This window comes from Sphingomonas glaciei (genome assembly GCF_023380025.1).
GTDB classification, from domain to species: domain Bacteria; phylum Pseudomonadota; class Alphaproteobacteria; order Sphingomonadales; family Sphingomonadaceae; genus Sphingomicrobium; species Sphingomicrobium glaciei.
The window spans coordinates 1,807,915-1,822,346 of the sequence record NZ_CP097253.1 but is presented as its reverse complement, the minus strand read 5'-3'; the positions used below and the strand labels follow the sequence as shown (position 1 = coordinate 1,822,346).

The window sequence follows — 14,432 nt, the reverse complement described above, 5'->3', positions numbered from 1 at the left end:
TGTTGTTCCGTGAGGCCGCTTTCATGACTCCGACTGCCCATTATACCGCCGTCATCCCGTCCGCTCCGCCGGTCGATGCCGGCCCCGTCCCCAACCCGCTGCCGCGGCTGCTGGCGGGCGAGGACCTCAGCGCCGACGACAGCCAGCACCTGTTCGAGCGGCTGGTGCTGGGGCGGCTCGAGCCGGGCGAGATCGGCGGGATGCTGATCGCGCTGAGGATGAAGGGCGAGACGCCCGAGGAGATGATCGGCGCGGCGCAGGCGCTGCTGGCGGCGGCGACCCCGTTCGAGCGGCCCGACGGGCTGTTCGCCGACTGCTGCGGTACCGGCGGCGATGGGTCGGGAACGATCAACGTGTCGACCGCGGCGGGCTTCGTCGCGGCGGCGGGCGGGCTTAAGGTCGCTAAGCACGGCAATCGCTCGGTCTCGAGCAAATGCGGGTCGGCCGACGTGCTGGAAGCGCTTGGGGCGAAGATCGGGCTCGACCCGGCGCGCGCGCGGGCTGTGCTCGACGAGACCGATTTCACCTTCCTGTTCGCGCCGGCCTACCATTCGGGGATGAAGCATGCCGCGGTGGTGCGCCGGCAGTTGAGCGTCAGGACGGTGATGAACCTCCTCGGGCCGTGCGTGAATCCGGCGCGACCGCCGGTGCAGTTGCTGGGGGTGGCGGACGCGAAGATGCTGCGGCGGATCGCACAGGTGCTGCAGGCGCTCGGCGTCGACAAGGCGCTGGTGGTGCACGGGTCGGGTCTCGACGAAGTCGCGTTGCACGCCGAGACGCGGGCGATCCGGCTCGACGGCGGCGAGCTGGAGGAACTGGTTCTGACCCCCGAGGAGGCCGGGTTCGAGCGGATGCCGCTTAACGCGCTGGAGGGCGGCGATCCGAGTGACAATGCGGCGCGGCTGCGGGCGCTGCTGGACGGGCGCGGCGCCCAGGCGGAGAATCAGGCGGTGGCGCTGAACGCCGGCGCGTTGCTGTGGACCGCCGGACTGGCGCCGAGCTTTACCGACGGTGCCGCGACGGCGATGGAGCTGCTCGGTTCGGGCGCAGCCGGGCGCACGCTGGACGCGTTCATCGAGGCGACCCATGGCTGACGTGCTGGGCGAGATCGTCGCGCACAAGCGGCGCGAAGTGGCCGAGCGGCTGCGCGGGTTCGACTCCAGCGGGATCGCGCCGACCACGCGCAGTCTGCGCGCGGCACTGAGCCGACCGGGCGCGCGTTTCCTGATGGAAGTGAAGCGCGCCTCGCCCTCCGGGCATCACTCGCCACATTCGGTCGAGACGGCGATCGGCGCTTATGCGGGCGTCGCGGACGGGGTCAGCTGCCTGACCGACGAGCGCTTTTTCGGGGGATCGTTCGCCGCGCTGGAGACAGTCCGCGCACGATTCGACGGGCCGCTGCTGGCCAAGGATTTCGTGGTCGTGCCGGCACAGGTCGGCGAGGCGCGGCGGCATGGCGCGGACGCGGTGCTGTGCATGCTGTCGGTGCTGCGCGACGAGGAGGCCCGCGCGGTGATGGCCGAGGCCGATCGGCTGGGCATGGACGTGCTGGTCGAGGTGCATGACGAGGCGGAATTGGCTCGTGCACTGGCGTTGGGCACGACGCTGGTCGGGATCAACAATCGGGACCTCAAGACGCTGAAGACCGACCTTGCAGTGACCGAGCGGCTGGCCGCGCTGGTGCCGGAAGGCGTGGCGCTGGTCAGCGAATCGGGGGTGGCGACGCGGGCCGATGTCGGGCGGCTGGGGCGCCATGCCGATGCGTTTCTGGTCGGATCCTCACTGATGGCGGCGGACGATGTCGGCGAGGCGGCACGGGCACTGGTGTTCGGGCGGGTGAAGATATGCGGACTGACCCGCGAGGAGGATATCGCGTCAGCCGCTGCGGCGGGCGCGACGCATGGCGGAATCATCCTGGTGGAGGGCACGCCGCGCTTCGTTGAAACCGCGCGGGCAGGCGAGCTGGCCAAGGCCATGCGAGACGCCGGACTGAAGCCGGTCGGGGTCTTTCGTGACGAGCGGCGGAGCCAGGTTGCTCAGGTCGCCGAAGCGCTCAGCCTTGCCGCCGTACAATTGCATGGAAGTGAACCGGCGGACGACGTCGCCGAATTGCGCAAGGCGTTCGCGGGCGAGATTTGGACTGCGGGCTTCGAGGAGCGCGGCGGCGACCGGCTCCTATTCGATTCGCCGGGTGGCGGGACCGGCGCGACCTGCGACTGGGCGGCGGTCTCTGCGCACCCGGCCAAAGCGAGCGCCTTCCTGGCCGGCGGAATTGGCCCCGACAACGCCCGCGCGGCGCAGCGGACCGGGGTCTACGGCCTCGATGCCAGCTCGCGGCTGGAAGCAGCGCCGGGCATCAAGGATCACGACAAGATACGGGCGCTGTTCGACGCGCTGCGACTTCCCGACCGGAGAATTTCTGATGAAGCATGACGGACGTTTCGGCCGGTTCGGGGGCTGCTTCGTGCCCGAAATCCTGGTTCCCGCATTGGAGCAGTTGGAAGCGGCGTTCCTCGAGGCGGAAGAGGATGATGGGTTCAAGGCCGAACTGCAGGAGCTGCTTACCACCTATGCCGGGCGCCCGACCCCGCTGACCCGCTGTCGCAACCTCGGCAAGGGGACGCAGGCACGCATCTATCTCAAGCGCGAGGACCTGCTGCACGGCGGCGCGCACAAGACCAACCAGGTGCTCGGCCAGGCGCTGCTTGCCAAGCGAATGGGCAAGCGCCGGCTGATCGCCGAGACGGGCGCGGGCCAGCATGGCGTCGCGACCGCGCTGGCAGGGGCGCTGTTCGGGCTGGAGACCGAGATCTTCATGGGCGCCGACGACGTCGCCCGCCAGCAGCTGAACGTATTCCGGATGGAGCTGATGGGGGCCAAGGTGGTGCCGGTGACCGCCGGCGACCGGACGCTGAAGGATGCGGTCAACGAGGCGTTGCGCGACTGGACCGCGACCTTCGCCGACACCCATTATCTCCTCGGCACCGCGGCCGGTCCGCACCCGTTCCCGACCATGGTTCGCCAGTTCCAGCGGGTGATCGGCAAGGAGGCGCGGGCCCAGGTGCTGGAGATCGAAGGCCGCCTGCCTGACATCGTCACGGCCTGCGTCGGCGGCGGCTCCAACGCGATCGGCATGTTCGCCGACTTCGTCGCGGATGAGGACGTGCGGTTGGTCGGGTGCGAGGCGGCCGGCAAGGGGCTTCACGGGCACGAGCATGGCGCGACCATCCTCAAGGGCACGCCCGGCATCCTGCACGGGACCGAAACTCTGCTACTGCAGGACAGCGACGGGCAGATCGCCGACACCTGGTCGATGTCGGCCGGGCTCGATTATCCCGGCGTCGGGCCGGAGCATGCGTTCTTGAAGGAAAGCGAGCGGGCGGAATATGTCGGGATCACCGACGCCGATGCGCTGGCGGCTTTCCAGGCGCTGTCGCGGTCGGAGGGGATCATCCCGGCGTTCGAAAGCGCCCACGCGATCGCCTTTGCCCTGGCCGAGGCGGAGCGGGCGACGAAGGACACGATCATCCTGGTCAATCTGTCGGGCCGCGGGGACAAGGACATGGCAAGCGCGGTCAAGCTGTTGAAGCCGGAGGCTGCGCAATGAGCCGCTACGCACAGATGTTCGAGCGGCTGAAGCAGCGCAATGAGGGTGCGTTCGGGGCCTTCCTGATGCTCGGCGATCCGGACAAGGAGACCAGCGCAAGGCTGCTCGACACCGTGGTCGAGGCCGGCGCCGACATGATCGAGGTCGGCATTCCCTACAGCGATCCGGTCGCCGACGGGCCGGTGATCCAGGCCGCGTCCGAGCGGGCGCTGGCGGCGGGGATGCGGGTCGACGACAGCTTTGACCTGATCCGCAACCTTCGCGCGCGGCACCCGGCGGTGCCGATCGGAATCCTCACCTATGCCAACATCCTCCACGCCCGCGGGCGGGAGAAGTTCTTCGCCGACGCAGCCGAGGCGGGAGCGGACTCGATCCTGGTCGCCGACGTGCCGAGCCTGGAAGCGGTCCCCTATAGCGAGGCGGCCAAGGCGGCCGGGCTTGAGCTGGTGATGATCGCCGCGCCCAACACGCACCAGCCAGTGCTGGAGCGGATCGCGGCGCTGTCTGGCGGCTACACCTATTGCGTGGCGCGGGCCGGAGTGACCGGGACCAGCACCACTCTGGCGCTCGACCACGACGCGCTGATCGCCGGACTGGCCCAAGCCGGAGCGCCGCCACCGGTGCTGGGTTTCGGCATCTCCACACCCGAGCAGGTCCGCCAGGCGCTGGCCAGCGGGGCGGCGGGGGTGATCGCGGGATCGGCGCTGGTGAAGTGCGGGGCGGATGCCGACGCGCTCGGCGAACTTGTCACCGCCCTCAAGGGCGCTACTGGCCTGTCGAACTAGTCAAAGGGAAGACACATGGCCGTTTCGCTTTCAGGTCGCACCGCCATCGTCACCGGAGCCGGCGGGGGCCTTGGCCGCACCCATGCGCTGCTGCTGGCGCGGGCCGGGGCGAAGGTGGTCGTCAACGACATTCCGCAGAACATCGCCAATGCCGAAAGCGTGATGGAGGAAATCCGCTCTGCCGGTGGGCAGGCGTCGGCATTCGGTGCAAGCGTCACCAACGAGGAGGCGGTGGCCGAAATGGTCGCCAAGACGGGCGTGGTCGACATCCTCGTCAACAATGCCGGCATCCTGCGCGACAAGAGCTTCGCCAAGATGACGCTGGACGAATTCCGGCTGGTGATGGACGTCCACCTGATCGGCAGCGTCATCTGCACCAAGGCGGTGTGGGACGGCATGCGCGAGCGCAATTACGGGCGGATCGTCATGACGACGTCGAGCTCGGGCCTGTACGGCAATTTCGGGCAGACCAATTACGGCGCGGCGAAGATGGCGCTGGTCGGGTTCATGCAGACGCTCGCCATCGAGGGCGCCAAGAACAACATCCGCGTCAACGCGCTGGCCCCGACCGCGCGCACCGCGATGACCGAGAATCTGTTGCCCCCGCAGGCGCTGGAGCTGCTGGGCCCCGAATATGTAAGCCCCGCGCTGCTGGCGCTGGTCGCCGAAGAAGCGCCGACCCGGACCATTTTGGCGGCCGGCGCTCAGGGGGTAGAGCAGGCGCATATCACGCTGACCAAGGGCATTTCGATCAAGGGGCTGGACGACCTGGAGGCTGCGTCGGTGATCCTGCAGCGGCTGGACGAGATCGGTGAGCTGTCGACCGCCACCGTGCCCGCGAGCGGGATGGAGCAGGGCCAGGTCGAGCTCGGCAAGGCGCTCGGGGCCTGAAGCTCCGGGGCTCGCCTTGCGGCCCGCTCGCCGGCGCCTTTCCCGTCCCGGGCGACAAGTCGCTGTCTCACCGGGCGCTGATCTTCGGCGCGCTGGCGACGGGCGAGACGGTCATCGCCGGGCTGCTGGAGAGCGAGGATGTGCTGGCCACCGCCGAAGCGCTGCGCGCGTTCGGGGTCCGGGTCGAGCGCTTCGGGCCGGGTCGCTGGCGGGTGATCGGGGGCCAGTGGCGCTCGCCAGAGGCACCGGTCGATTGTGGCAACAGCGGCACCGCGGTGCGGCTGCTGATGGGCGCGGCGGCGGGACAGGGCGTGCGCGCGACCTTCACCGGCGATTCCTCGCTTTCGAAGCGGCCGATGCGGCGGGTGACCGGGCCGCTGGAAGCGATGGGGGTCCGGATCGAGGGCGGCGACCGCCTGCCGCTGACGGTCGCGGGGCCGGTGACGCGGGGACTGGCCCACCTCAACGTGCCAGCGAGCGCGCAGGTCAAGTCGGCAGTGTTGCTTGCAGGGTTGGGAACGGACCAGCCGGTCGAGATCGCCGAACCGGTGCCGAGCCGCGATCACACCGAGATCATGCTCGCCGAATTCGGCGTCGAGGTGGAGCGCGACGGGACGGTGACCCGGCTGGGCGCGAAGCGGACGCTCGAGGCGCGGCTGGTCGAGGTCAGCGGCGATCCCTCGTCGGCGGCCTTCGTGCTTGGCGCGGCGGCGATCGTGCCGGGGTCGGAGGTGAGCGTGAAGGACGTGCTGCTCAACCCGCACCGCTCGGGGTTCGTGATGGCGTTGCAGCGGATGGGTGCGGACCTGGCGATGGCCAATATCCGAGGTCGCGGCGGCGAGACGATCGGCGACGTGAGGGTGCGGTTCGGGCCGCTGTTCGGGGCGGAGTTCACGGCCGAGGAAATCCCTTCGATGGTGGATGAGATCCCGATCCTGGCGGTGGTCGCCGCCGGGGCGCAAGGCGAGACCCGGATCGAGGGTCTGGACGAGCTTCGCCACAAGGAAAGCGACCGGCTGGCGCTGATGGCCGAGGGGCTTGCGGCTTGCGGGGTCGATGCCCGCGCCGATGGCGATGCGCTGGTGGTCCGGGGCGGAGCGATCCGCGGCGGCGCCGCGGTGAGGACCGAGGGCGATCACCGGATCGCGATGAGCCACCTCGTGCTGGGCCTCGCCGCCGAGCAACCGATCGTGGTCGACGAAGCCGAGATGATCGGGACCAGCTTCCCAACCTTCCGTGACGCGATGCGGCGGCTTGGGGCGAAGATCGACGAGGTGGAGGAATGAGCTGGAACAGCTTCGGGCGTCTGTTCCGTTTCACTACTTGGGGCGAGAGCCATGGGCCCGCGATCGGGGTGGTGGTCGACGGCTGCCCGCCGGGGCTGGCGCTCGACGAGAACCATGTGCAGGCCTTCCTCGACCAGCGCCGGCCGGGGACGGGCAAGAACGTCTCGCCGCGGCAGGAGCCCGACCGGGTGCGGGTCCTGTCGGGGCTGTTTGAGGGGCGGACGACGGGCACGCCGATCGCGATGCTGATCGACAATGTCGACCAGCGCTCCAAGGATTATGCCGGCCTGCCGCCGCGTCCCGGCCATGCCGACGCTGCTTACGATGCGAAATATGGCTTCCGCGATCCACGCGGCGGCGGCCGCGCGAGCGCGCGCGAGACCGCGATGCGGGTTGCGGCGGGGGCAGTGGCGCGGCTGGTCATTCCCGAAGTGACGGTGACCGCCCGCGTGGCCGAGATCGGCGGCGAGGCGGACCCGGAGCGGTGGGAAGCTTTGCTCGACGAGGCGCGGGGCAATCAGGACAGTCTGGGCGCGGTGATCGAGTGCCTCGCCGAGGGCGCGGCGGCAGGGTGGGGCGCACCCATTTACGCCAAGCTGGATGCCGACCTGGCGGCGGCGGTGATGGGGGTCAACGCGGTCAAGGGCGTCGAAATCGGCGAAGGCTTCGCCGCGGGCCGAGCGAGCGGGCGGGCGAGCCTGCCGCTGATGCAGGCCAGCGGGATCGACGGCGGGATCGCCACCGGCCACCCGATCCGCCTGCGTGCGGCGTTCAAGCCGACCAGCAGCATCGGCATCGGCGGGCGGCACGATCCCTGCGTCGGGATCCGCGGCGCGCCGGTGGTCGAGGCGATGGTCGCGCTGGTCCTGGCCGACCACAAACTCTTGCACCGGGGTCAGTGCGGCTGACGCCCTAGTGGCATTTGAAGCGGTCGAATGGCTCCAGGCAGTCGCGGCAGCGCCATTGGCTCTTGCACGGGGTCGAGCCGAAGCGACTGACTTCTTCCACCTCGGCTGAACCGCATTGCGGGCAATGGACTTCGCCCGACGGTTCGGGCGGGGCGATGCCGTAACGCCGCAGTTTTTCGCGGCCCTCCGGCGTGATCCACTCGGTGGTCCACGGCGGGCTGATCACTGTCTGAATGGCGGTGCCGCGATAGCCGGCGGCGTCGAGGGCGGCACGGATGCTCTGTTCGATGAACAGGGTCGCGGGGCATCCCGAGTAAGTCGGGGTGATGACTACGCGCTCTTCCGAGACGTCGCGGACGATGCCGAGTTCGACCACCGAGACGGCCGGGATCTCGGGGTCGGCGACTTCAGCGAGAACGTCCCAGATCGGCTGCATCACACCCGCTCGATCACCATCGCGATGCCCTGGCCGACGCCGATGCACATGGTGGCGAGGCCGTAGCGCCCGCCGTTACGCGCTAGCTCCAGCGCGGCAGTGCCGGCGAGGCGCGCGCCGCTCATGCCGAGCGGATGGCCGAGCGCGATGGCGCCGCCGTTCGGGTTTACCCGCGCGTCGTCGTCCGGGAGGCCGAGCTGGCGGAGCACGGCGAGGCCCTGCGCGGCGAAGGCTTCGTTGAGCTCGATCACGTCCATCTGCTCGAGGGTCAGGCCGAGACGGCCGAGCAGCTTGGTGGTTGCCGGGGCCGGGCCGATGCCCATGATCCGGGGGGGCACGCCGGCCACCGCGCAGCCGAGGACGCGGGCCTTGGGGGTGAGGCCGAAGCGCTTAGCGCTCTCTTCCGAGGCGATCAGCAGCGCGGCGGCGCCGTCGTTGACGCCCGAGGCATTGCCGGCGGTTACCGTGCCGTCCTTGCGGACGATCGGCTTCAGCGCGGTCAGCTTTTCGAGCGGGGTCAGGCGGGGGTGTTCGTCCTTGTCGACGGTCGTCACTTCGCCCTTGCGGCCGGGGATGTCGACGCCGACGATCTCCGCGGCCAAGCGGCCGTTGGCTTGCGCGGCGGCGGCCTTTTCCTGGCTGTGCAGCGCGAACAGGTCCTGGTCCTCGCGGCTGACATTGAACTCGTCCGCGACGTTCTCGGCGGTCGAGGGCATGGTGTCGTCGCCATAGGCTTCGCGCATCTTGGGATTGACGAAGCGCCAGCCGATAGTGGTGTCGTAAATCTCCGCATTGCGGTCGAACGCCGAGGTCGCCTTGGCCATCACGAACGGCGCGCGGCTCATGCTTTCGGAGCCGCCGGCGATGAGCAGGTCGCCCTCGCCCGAGCGGATGGTGCGAGCAGCCATCGCCACCGCGTCGAGGCCCGAGCCGCACAGGCGGTTGAGCGTCACCCCGCCGCTGTCATGCGGTAGCCCCGCCAGCAGCCCGGCCATCCGCGCGAGGTTGCGATTGTCCTCGCCCGCCTGGTTCGCGCAGCCGAGGATGATGTCGTCGAGCGCGGCCCAGTCGACCCCCCCGTTTCGGTCTTTGAGCGCGCGAACGGGGATGGCGGCGAGGTCGTCGGCGCGGACCCCGCTCAGCGCGCCGCCGTAGCGGCCGATCGGGGTGCGGACGTAGTCGCAGATGAAGGCGTCGGTCATTCCGCGCTGATCACCCCGCGGCGGATCTGATCGAGCTCGATGCTCTCGAACAGCGCCTTGAAATTGCCTTCGCCGAAGCCCTCGTTCCCCTTGCGCTGGATCAGCTCGTAGAAGATCGGGCCGATCACTTCCTGGGTGAATATCTGCAGCAGCAGCCCCTGGCCCTCGGTCGGCGCGCCGTCGAGGAGGATGCGGCGCTTCTTCAGTTCTTCCATCGGCTCGCCATGCTCGGGCACGCGGGCGTCGAGCAGGTCGTAATAGGTGTCGGGCGTGTCCTGGAAGGGAATGCCGCGCGACTTCAAGATGTCGACGCTGGAATAGATGTCGGTGGTGCCGAGCGCGATGTGCTGGATGCCCTCGCCATTATACTTGCGGAGGAATTCCTCGATCTGGCTCTTGTCGTCTTGGCTCTCGTTGAGCGGGATGCGGATCTTGCCGCAGGGCGACGTCATCGCCTTGGAGAACAGGCCGGTGACCTTGCCCTCGATGTCGAAATAGCGGATCTCGCGGAAGTTGAAGAGCTTCTCGTAGAACTCGGCCCAATGGTTCATGCGCCCGCGGCGGACATTGTGGGTCAGGTGGTCGAGATAGGTGAGGTGGCTGGCCGACGCCTGCATCGCCTCTTCGTGGCCGGGCAGATAATCGAACAGGTCGGCATAAGCGTCACCGTGATCGCCATATTGGTCGATCAGATACAGCAGCGAGCCGCCGATCCCCTCGATCGCGGGCCAGCCGAGGCCCTTGTGTGTCACGTTGGTGGCGCCGAGTTCCAGCGCCCGGGCGTGGGCCGCCGCCGCGTCCTTGACGCGGAAGGCCATGGCGACTGCCGAGGGGCCGTGCTCCTTGGAGAAGTCGGCGGCGTGGCTTTCGTCATGGGCGTTGATCAGGAAGTTGATGTCGCCCTGGCGATGCAGGGTGATGTCCTGCGTACGGTGCTTGGCGACCGCCGGGAAGCCGAGCTTGGCGAACAGGTCACGCAGCAGCTGGGGTTCGGGGGCGGCATATTCGACGAATTCGAAGCCGTCGGTGCCCATCGGGTTCTCAAGGCCGAGCGGCCCTTTTTCGAGCGTGGCGGTAGCCATTGGGGGGATCTCCTTGTCACCGGTCCCTTGCGCCGGGCATGGTCCCTTTTCAAGCTTTGCACGAGGTAATGGGCATGTGGAAAGAACGGGACGGCGGACTGCATCGGAGCTTCCGCTTCGCCGATTTCAGTGTGGCCTTCGGCTTCCTCACGCGGGTCGCGCTGCATGCCGAGAAGGTCGATCACCATCCCGAATTCACCAGCGTCTGGAACCGGGTCGACTTCCGCCTGACCAGCCACGATGCGGGCGGGGTGACCGACCGAGATCGCGAGCTGGCGGAGGTGATCGACAGGCTTGCGGATCAGTAACTGCGGCCGGTCAGCCGCTGGTTCTTGCGGTGTGCCAGATAGGCGCCGATTGCGCCGCCGATGAACGGCCCGACGATCGGGGCCGGGATGCCGATCACGGCGCCTACTGCGGCATATTTCGCCATGCGCTTGCCTTCGTCGGTCATGAGTCTTCTCCTTCAGTCGAACATGGCGGTGGCGAGCGGTTCGCTCGGCCCGAACCAGATGACGTGCTTTGTGTGGTCCGAACGATCGTCGCCGGTGGACGGGTGCGCGAACACCGTCAGGCCCCGGCGGTGAAGCGGGAGCCAGCAAGCCACCTCGCCGAAGCGGTCGGGAGCGACAGTCAGCTGGACCGAGCCGCGCGGGTGGGGTCCGACCGGGCGGGTATGGAAATGGCCGACCGAGGCTCCGAATCGCTCGGCCACCTCGGCCGCGACGGTGCGGGCGAGGTCGACCTCCTGCGGGTCGAAGTAGAGGTGGACGTGAAAGTCGCTGACGCTCGCCATGCAGCCGAGATGGGGAGCGGTAGGGCAGCGGAAAAGGGTCGGCTTCCATTCAGGTGCGAACGCGCATAAGCTCACCCCATGACCGCGCACGTCGCCATCGCCGCTCCTTATTATCGCCACGAGGTGGGGATCGGCTGACGCGCGTCTGACAGGACCAGCTTTCCGCCACCCCGCCAGGCACCGCCCGGCGGGGTTTTTTGTTTTCGTTTCTCAAGGACCGTCCAACATGTTCAAGCAATTCCATCGTGCCGAAGCCAACCCGCGACTGCCGGGCTGGCAGGCCTATGTGGTTGACCAGGGCTGGGACCGGTTCAGCGCCGAGGACCACGAGACGTGGGACATCCTGCACGACCGCCAGACGAAACTGCTGGAGGGGCGGATCGTGTCGCGCTTCATGGACGGGCTGGCGCTGATCGGGCTGCGCGATGGCGGCATCCCGGAGCTTGGCCGCCTGAACGCGAAGCTGCAGCCGCTAAGCGGATGGCACTGCGTGGCGGTGGCGGGGCTGGTCCCCGACGAGGCCTTCTTCGCGATGCTGGCGGCGCGGGCGTTCCCGATCGGCAATTTCATCCGGACCCGGGCCGAGCTCGATTACCTCGAGGAGCCCGACTGCTTTCACGACATCTACGGCCATGTGCCAATGCTCGCCGACCGAGCGGTCGCGGACGCGATGCAGAAATTCGGCGAGACGGGCGTGAAGGCGATCGCGGCGGGGGAGGGCGACAAGGTCGCACGGCTCTACTGGCACACGATCGAATTCGGGCTGGTGCGCGAGGAGGGTGAAACCCGCATCCTTGGCGCGGGGCTGGCCTCGAGCTTCGGGGAAGCGGCCAAGAGCCTGGAGGATCCGGCGATCGAGCGGCGGCGGTTCACGCCGGAAACGTCGGTCGCGACGCCGTACCGGCACGATGCAATGCAGCCGCTCTACCTGGTCGCCGACGGGATGGAGCAGATTGTCGAGGCGCTGGAAGGGCCGCTGCCATAGGCTGGCGCGGGGCCAGCGCTTCTGCTTAGCTTTGCGGCATGAGCATCTGGCACCACTCCACTTTCGATCCCGTCACTGCTACGCGAATCGGTGAGGGCTGCATGATTGGGCACCTCGGCATCGAGTTCGTGGAGCGCGGCGACAATTGGCTGAAGGCCCGGATGCCGGTCGACCATCGTACCGTGCAGCCTTATGGCCGGTTGCACGGCGGGGCGTCCGTTGCCTTGGCCGAAACGGTCGCCTCCTATGCCGGCATGATGACGGTAGATCCCGCCGAGTGGGGCGTGGTCGGCCTCGAGATCAATGCCAACCACATCCGCACCGCGCGGGATGGCTGGGTGTCCGCCACCGCCACGGCCGAGTCGGTCGGGCGGACGGCGCAGGTGTGGACGATCCGGATCGAGGATGAGGCCGGCAAGCTGGTCTGCCTGTCGCGGATCACGCTGGCCGTAATTGCCGCGAAGCATGCCTAGCGGGGCAGACCTTCCAGAAAGCGCTTGGTTTCGCGCACCACCTCCCGGGTGGCCTTGCGTGAGACTCCGAAGGCCATGTGGTTGCAGTTGAGTTCGATCCGCTCATCGCTCTCGTGCGACTGACCTCGGGCGCAGGCAGGGGCGACGATGCCGTCGCGGCGGGACCAGAAGGTGAGTGTCGGGACTGGCGGCTTGTCCGGGATACGCGGCAGCGGCGGATTGTCGACCTTGTGGCCGGCGACCAGTTCGTACAATCGCCAGACGTTGTTCGCGCGCAGGTCGCCCGAGAAAGGCGAACCGAGGGTCACCACCGCGCTGACGAGGTCGGGACGATGACGGGCAAGCTCGCGGGCGAACAAGCCGCCGAGGCTCCAGCCGATCACCAGCACTTGTCCACCGTCGCCGATCTCGACCAGCCGGCGTTCGAGCCGCTCCAGCGTGTCGGCGCGGGCGCCGCGGTTGAGGCCGAGCGCCCAGGGGTGGGTGCGGAAACCTGCCTCGGCAAAGGCGCGGCGGAGTTCCAGGGTGGTGCGGTCGGTGGCGACGAAGCCGGGGATGACCAGTGCCGGCGGCCCGTCGACCGGCCCGCGCGGCCCGAGGTGGCCGAAGCCGTTGAGGAGCCGCGGCGCGAGGCTCAGCGCTTCGGTGAAGCGGCGGTAGCCCGGCGGGGCGAGGCTGTCGTCTCGGCTCAGAGCCACTCCCCGCCCATCAGCCCCTGCAGCGCCTTGGGCAAGCGCACCCGGCCGTCCTCGGTCTGGTGGTTCTCGAGCAGCGGCACGAGGATCCGGGGGCTCGCCAGCGCGGTATTGTTGAGGGTGTGGGCGTAGCGCACCTTGCCGCCTTCATCGCGGTAGCGGAGGTTGGCGCGGCGGGCCTGCCAGTCGTGCAGGGTCGAGCAGCTGTGCGTCTCGCGATATTTGCCGAGGCTGGGCACCCAGCTTTCGATGTCGTTCATCCGGAACTTGCCAAGACCCATGTCACCGGTCGAGGTCTCGATCACCTGATAGGGGATTTCGAGGTCGGTCAGCAGCTCCTCGGCCAGACCGAGTAGGCGGGCGTGCCACTCGGCTGAGACCGCTTCGTCTGCTTCGCAGATGACGAACTGTTCGACCTTGGCGAACTGGTGGACGCGCAGCAGGCCGCGGACGTCGCGGCCAGCGCTGCCCGCCTCGCGGCGGAAGCAGGGCGAATAGCCGGCATAGAGGACCGGGCCCTTGCTGAGGTCGAGGATCTCGCCCGAGTGGAGCGAGGTCAACGCCACCTCGGCGGTGCCGGCCAGCCACAGGTCGTCGTTGGGAAGCTGGTAGGTTTCCTCCTTGTGGCCAGGGAATTGCCCTTGGCGGACGAACGCCTCTTCGCGGACCAGCGCGGGTACGGTGATCGGGGTGAACCCCGCGGCGGCGATCTTGCCCAGTGCCCACGCCATCAGATTGGCCTCGAGCAGGGCGAGGCGGCCCTTGAGGCAATATTGGCGGCTGCCCGAAACCTGGACGATGCGGCCGAGGTCGGCCCAGTCGTTCATCTCGCACAGCTCGACATGGTCACGCGGGGTGAAGCCGAAGTCGGGAAGGCTGCCCTCGGTGCGGATGACGACGTTGCTGTTCTCGTCGGGCCCGACCGGTGCGCCGTCCCACGGAATATTGGGCAAGCGGAGAAGGGCATCGCGCAGCTGCGCTTCCTTGTCGGCGACCCCGGCTTCGAGTTCGGAGGCCTTGGCGCCGGCTTCCTTGGCGCGGCGGCCGAGCTCGGCCTTTTCCTCCGGCGCGGCGGTCTTGAATCCGGCGGAGATGGCATTGCGCTCGGCGCGGAGGCGGTCGACCTCGGTCTTGGTGCCGCGCACTTCGCCTTCGAGAGCGAGGATTGCGTCGAGGTCGAGCGCGACATTCTTCTGGCTTGCGGCGCGGGCGACGAGGTCGCGGTTCTGGCGAAGGAAGGCGGGGTCCAGCATGGCCCGGCGGATGCGCGATTGCGCCTTCTGACG

The 14,432-nt window shown here is 68.6% G+C and carries 17 protein-coding genes; 10 read left to right on the top strand and 7 right to left on the bottom strand.

Annotation, left to right across the window (positions count from 1 at the left end):
• Positions 1–23: 23 nt before the first annotated feature.
• Genes trpD through M1K48_RS08865 form a run of 7 tightly spaced genes read left to right on the top strand, consistent with a single transcriptional unit; the run spans position 24 to position 7,477 of the window.
• A complete protein-coding gene (gene trpD / locus M1K48_RS08895; protein WP_249454578.1) occupies positions 24–1,094 on the top strand; it encodes an anthranilate phosphoribosyltransferase in 1,071 nt (356 codons plus the stop codon).
• Positions 1,087–2,433 carry a bifunctional indole-3-glycerol-phosphate synthase TrpC/phosphoribosylanthranilate isomerase TrpF gene (gene trpCF, locus M1K48_RS08890; protein ID WP_249454576.1) on the top strand — a complete coding sequence of 449 codons (1,347 nt, stop codon included), beginning with the start codon at positions 1,087–1,089 and terminating at the stop codon, positions 2,431–2,433. Before trpD ends, trpCF begins: the two co-directional genes overlap by 8 nt.
• Positions 2,423–3,607, top strand: a complete 1,185-nt coding sequence (gene trpB, locus M1K48_RS08885; protein ID WP_249454574.1) for a tryptophan synthase subunit beta — start codon at positions 2,423–2,425, stop codon at positions 3,605–3,607. Before trpCF ends, trpB begins: the two co-directional genes overlap by 11 nt.
• Positions 3,604–4,392, top strand: a complete 789-nt coding sequence (trpA, locus tag M1K48_RS08880; RefSeq protein WP_249454572.1) for a tryptophan synthase subunit alpha — start codon at positions 3,604–3,606, stop codon at positions 4,390–4,392. Before trpB ends, trpA begins: the two co-directional genes overlap by 4 nt.
• Positions 4,393–4,407: 15 nt before the next feature.
• On the top strand, positions 4,408–5,283 hold the full coding sequence (locus tag M1K48_RS08875) for an SDR family NAD(P)-dependent oxidoreductase (protein ID WP_249454570.1): 876 nt from the start codon (positions 4,408–4,410) through the stop codon (positions 5,281–5,283).
• The gene (gene aroA, locus M1K48_RS08870; protein WP_249505223.1) at positions 5,280–6,569 is read left to right on the top strand and encodes a 3-phosphoshikimate 1-carboxyvinyltransferase; all 1,290 of its coding nucleotides are present in this window, start codon (positions 5,280–5,282) and stop codon (positions 6,567–6,569) included. The genes M1K48_RS08875 and aroA overlap by 4 nt, the downstream gene beginning before the upstream one ends.
• On the top strand, positions 6,566–7,477 hold the full coding sequence (locus M1K48_RS08865; protein ID WP_249454568.1) for a chorismate synthase: 912 nt from the start codon (positions 6,566–6,568) through the stop codon (positions 7,475–7,477). The genes aroA and M1K48_RS08865 overlap by 4 nt, the downstream gene beginning before the upstream one ends.
• Before the next feature lie 4 nt (positions 7,478–7,481).
• Here M1K48_RS08865 and paaD read toward each other — a convergent pair whose 3' ends face one another.
• Genes paaD through hppD form a run of 3 tightly spaced genes read right to left on the bottom strand, consistent with a single transcriptional unit; the run spans position 7,482 to position 10,197 of the window.
• The gene (gene paaD, locus M1K48_RS08860) at positions 7,482–7,913 is read right to left on the bottom strand and encodes a 1,2-phenylacetyl-CoA epoxidase subunit PaaD (protein WP_249454566.1); all 432 of its coding nucleotides are present in this window, start codon (positions 7,911–7,913) and stop codon (positions 7,482–7,484) included.
• Positions 7,913–9,115, bottom strand: coding sequence for a 3-oxoadipyl-CoA thiolase (gene pcaF, locus M1K48_RS08855; protein WP_249454564.1), 1,203 nt, complete (start codon positions 9,113–9,115; stop codon positions 7,913–7,915). Before pcaF ends, paaD begins: the two co-directional genes overlap by 1 nt.
• The gene (hppD, locus tag M1K48_RS08850) at positions 9,112–10,197 is read right to left on the bottom strand and encodes a 4-hydroxyphenylpyruvate dioxygenase (protein ID WP_249454562.1); all 1,086 of its coding nucleotides are present in this window, start codon (positions 10,195–10,197) and stop codon (positions 9,112–9,114) included. Before hppD ends, pcaF begins: the two co-directional genes overlap by 4 nt.
• A 74-nt stretch (positions 10,198–10,271) precedes the next feature.
• Here hppD and M1K48_RS08845 point away from each other — a divergent pair, with 74 nt between their 5' ends.
• Positions 10,272–10,505, top strand: a complete 234-nt coding sequence (locus M1K48_RS08845; protein WP_249454560.1) for a 4a-hydroxytetrahydrobiopterin dehydratase — start codon at positions 10,272–10,274, stop codon at positions 10,503–10,505.
• Here the strand turns inward: M1K48_RS08845 and M1K48_RS08840 are convergent.
• Entirely contained in the window at positions 10,499–10,651 is a 153-nt protein-coding gene (locus tag M1K48_RS08840) for a hypothetical protein (protein ID WP_249454558.1), read from the bottom strand. The two genes, M1K48_RS08845 and M1K48_RS08840, sit on opposite strands and share 7 nt — an antisense overlap.
• A gap of 12 nt (positions 10,652–10,663) precedes the next feature.
• A complete protein-coding gene (locus M1K48_RS08835) occupies positions 10,664–10,993 on the bottom strand; it encodes a DOPA 4,5-dioxygenase family protein (RefSeq protein ID WP_249454557.1) in 330 nt (109 codons plus the stop codon).
• A gap of 226 nt (positions 10,994–11,219) precedes the next feature.
• Here M1K48_RS08835 and M1K48_RS08830 point away from each other — a divergent pair, with 226 nt between their 5' ends.
• On the top strand, positions 11,220–11,978 hold the full coding sequence (locus tag M1K48_RS08830) for a phenylalanine 4-monooxygenase (RefSeq protein WP_249454555.1): 759 nt from the start codon (positions 11,220–11,222) through the stop codon (positions 11,976–11,978).
• Between the two features lie 101 nt (positions 11,979–12,079).
• Positions 12,080–12,451, top strand: a complete 372-nt coding sequence (locus tag M1K48_RS08825) for a hotdog fold thioesterase (RefSeq protein ID WP_249454553.1) — start codon at positions 12,080–12,082, stop codon at positions 12,449–12,451.
• On the opposite strand, the gene M1K48_RS08820 is transcribed toward M1K48_RS08825, so the two are convergent.
• Together M1K48_RS08820 and serS are read right to left on the bottom strand one after the other, a co-directional pair.
• Complete coding sequence (locus tag M1K48_RS08820) at positions 12,448–13,149, bottom strand: alpha/beta hydrolase family protein (protein ID WP_249454551.1); 702 nt, start codon at positions 13,147–13,149, stop codon at positions 12,448–12,450. The two genes, M1K48_RS08825 and M1K48_RS08820, sit on opposite strands and share 4 nt — an antisense overlap.
• Positions 13,140–14,399: a serine--tRNA ligase gene (gene serS, locus M1K48_RS08815; protein WP_249454549.1), complete on the bottom strand. Its 1,260-nt coding sequence runs from the start codon at positions 14,397–14,399 to the stop codon at positions 13,140–13,142. Before serS ends, M1K48_RS08820 begins: the two co-directional genes overlap by 10 nt.
• Between the last annotated feature and the right edge of the window lie 33 nt (positions 14,400–14,432).